Origin of the sequence: Actinoallomurus acaciae, from assembly GCF_042429965.1 — a bacterium.
Classification (GTDB): Bacteria; Actinomycetota; Actinomycetes; order Streptosporangiales; family Streptosporangiaceae; genus Actinoallomurus; species Actinoallomurus acaciae.
On the sequence record NZ_JBHLZP010000926.1, the window covers coordinates 1 to 1,851 of the forward strand.

2 protein-coding genes are annotated in these 1,851 nt (G+C 74.2%); both read right to left on the reverse strand.

The window, feature by feature from the left end:
• Positions 1-15: 15 nt before the first annotated feature.
• Positions 16-675: an MFS transporter gene (locus tag ACFFNX_RS48990; protein ID WP_378213326.1), complete on the reverse strand. Its 660-nt coding sequence runs from the start codon at positions 673-675 to the stop codon at positions 16-18.
• Entirely contained in the window at positions 672-1,334 is a 663-nt protein-coding gene (locus ACFFNX_RS48995) for an SDR family NAD(P)-dependent oxidoreductase (RefSeq protein ID WP_378213328.1), read from the reverse strand. The genes ACFFNX_RS48990 and ACFFNX_RS48995 overlap by 4 nt, the downstream gene beginning before the upstream one ends.
• Between the last annotated feature and the right edge of the window lie 517 nt (positions 1,335-1,851).

Here is a 1,851-nt window from a genome sequence, read left to right on the forward strand (position 1 = left end):
TGGGACGCCGGTCCGTTACGAGGACGTGACGGCCGTGAGCATCCGCCCGCGCGGCATCGCGCCGTCCGCGCGCAGCCCACGGACGGTGGGGGCCAGCGCGAGCGCGGCCGGCACCACCAGCGGCACGATCCCGAGGAACACCCAGCGCCAGCCGAAGTGCTGGGCGACCAGCCCGCCGATCGACGGGCCGACGAGCGAGGGCACCACCCACGCCCCGGCCATCGCCGCGAAGATCTTCGGCCGGCTCTGCTCGGGGTAGACGCGTGCCACGACGACGTACAGCGGGACCGCGGCGAGGCCCGACCCGAACCCCTGGACCGCCCGCCCGGCGATGAACCAGGTCATCGTGGGCGCCGTGCCCACGATGAGCAGCCCGGCGACGAAGACGGCGAGGCCGGTGAACATCGGCCGGGCGGGCCCTTGCGCGTCCACCCAGCCGCCGGCGTAGCCGTTGGCCACCAGCCCGGCGATGAACACCGCGCTGAACGCCCAGGCGTACAGCGGCACACCGTGCAGGTCGCGCGCTGCCACCGGCATCGCCGTCCCGACCGCCATCTGCTCGAACGCGAGCAGGCCGGCGATCGCGATGATCCCGATCGTGGCCAGCCGGTACGGCCGCGCGAGCGGCGACGGCGGCCGGACCGCGCTCTCCTCGCCGGCGGCCAGCGCCGTCATCGGGCCAGGCCGGAGGCGGTGTAGCGGCCGCTCGGCAGGCGTTCGGCGACCAGCCTGAGCAGCGCGGGCACGGCCACCTCCTCCGGGCGCGGCGCCGCCTCGGCGTCCTCGCCGGCCGCGGCGAGCATCCCGGTGCGCATCTCGCCGGGGTCCACCCACCACACGGCCACCTCGGGCTCCTCGGCGGCGAGCACGTTGGACAGCTGCTCCAGCGCGGCCTTGGTCGCGCCGTACCCGCCCCAGCCCTCGTACGGCTCGGTCGCGGCGTCGGAACTGATGTTGACGATCGCGCCGCGGCGTTCGCGCAGGACCGGCAGGAGCCCCTGGATGAGCGCCAGGGGCCCGATGGTGTTGACCGCGAACGCGTGTGTGAGCTCGTCCAGCGGGTAGCCGGAGAGGGCCGGCAACGGGGTGGCGCCGAGCGTGCTCGCGTTGTTGACCAGCAGGTCCAGGCCGTCCGCGGCGTCGATCAGCGCGGCACGGTGCGTGGGGTCGGAGACGTCGCCGGCGACGGTGCGTACCGAGCCCAGCCCGGCGGCCGCCTTCTCCAGCTCGGGGCCGCCGCGTGCGTCGAGGACCAGTTCCCAGCCTTCGCGGGCGAGCGCACGGGCCAGCGCAAGGCCGAGTCCGCGGGACGCCCCGGTGATCAGTGCCTTCATGGTCGACGACGCTAGGAGCAGGGACCGCACGAGGACATCGGCCGTCGGGCCGGTCCATGCCTCGGCTGAGAGGCTTAGGACCTGCCCCAAGGCCGTGGGTTGTCCACAGCCGGTAACGCGGTCTTCCCTTGGCGCGTGGAGTCCCTTGACAATGGGAGTGGGGTCGGCCCCCCAGGGCGGGCGGGGCGTGTCTTCGGGCGGGGCGTGTCTTCGGGCGGGGCGTGTCTTCGGGCGGGGCGTCTGCTTGAGCACGGGGTGCTTGGGCGGGGTGTGCCGGGTCGGCGGGATTTCGGGGCAGTGTCCAGGGCCGTGGGAGGCGCCGGCGGGTGCTCGGCTCGGGGCGTAGGACCATCGGCCGATCCACGCGTGTGGCCGGTCACGAGACAGTGGGCGGGATGCGCTCGCCGACCTCATCCACCCCCGCCCGTGAGAAGGCCTTCGTCGCCGGTCTGTTCGTCGACGCGCTCGGGTCCGGGCTGTACCTGCCGCTGACCTTGCTGTTCATCCGGGAGCTGAC

Bases quoted from the DNA above. Each gene is read 5' to 3' on its own strand.
- ACFFNX_RS48995 (WP_378213328.1), bottom strand. From the start codon at position 1,334: ATGAAGGCACTGATCACCGGGGCGTCCCGCGGACTCGGCCTTGCGCTG.
- ACFFNX_RS48990 (WP_378213326.1), bottom strand. From the start codon at position 675: ATGACGGCGCTGGCCGCCGGCGAGGAGAGCGCGGTCCGGCCGCCGTCG.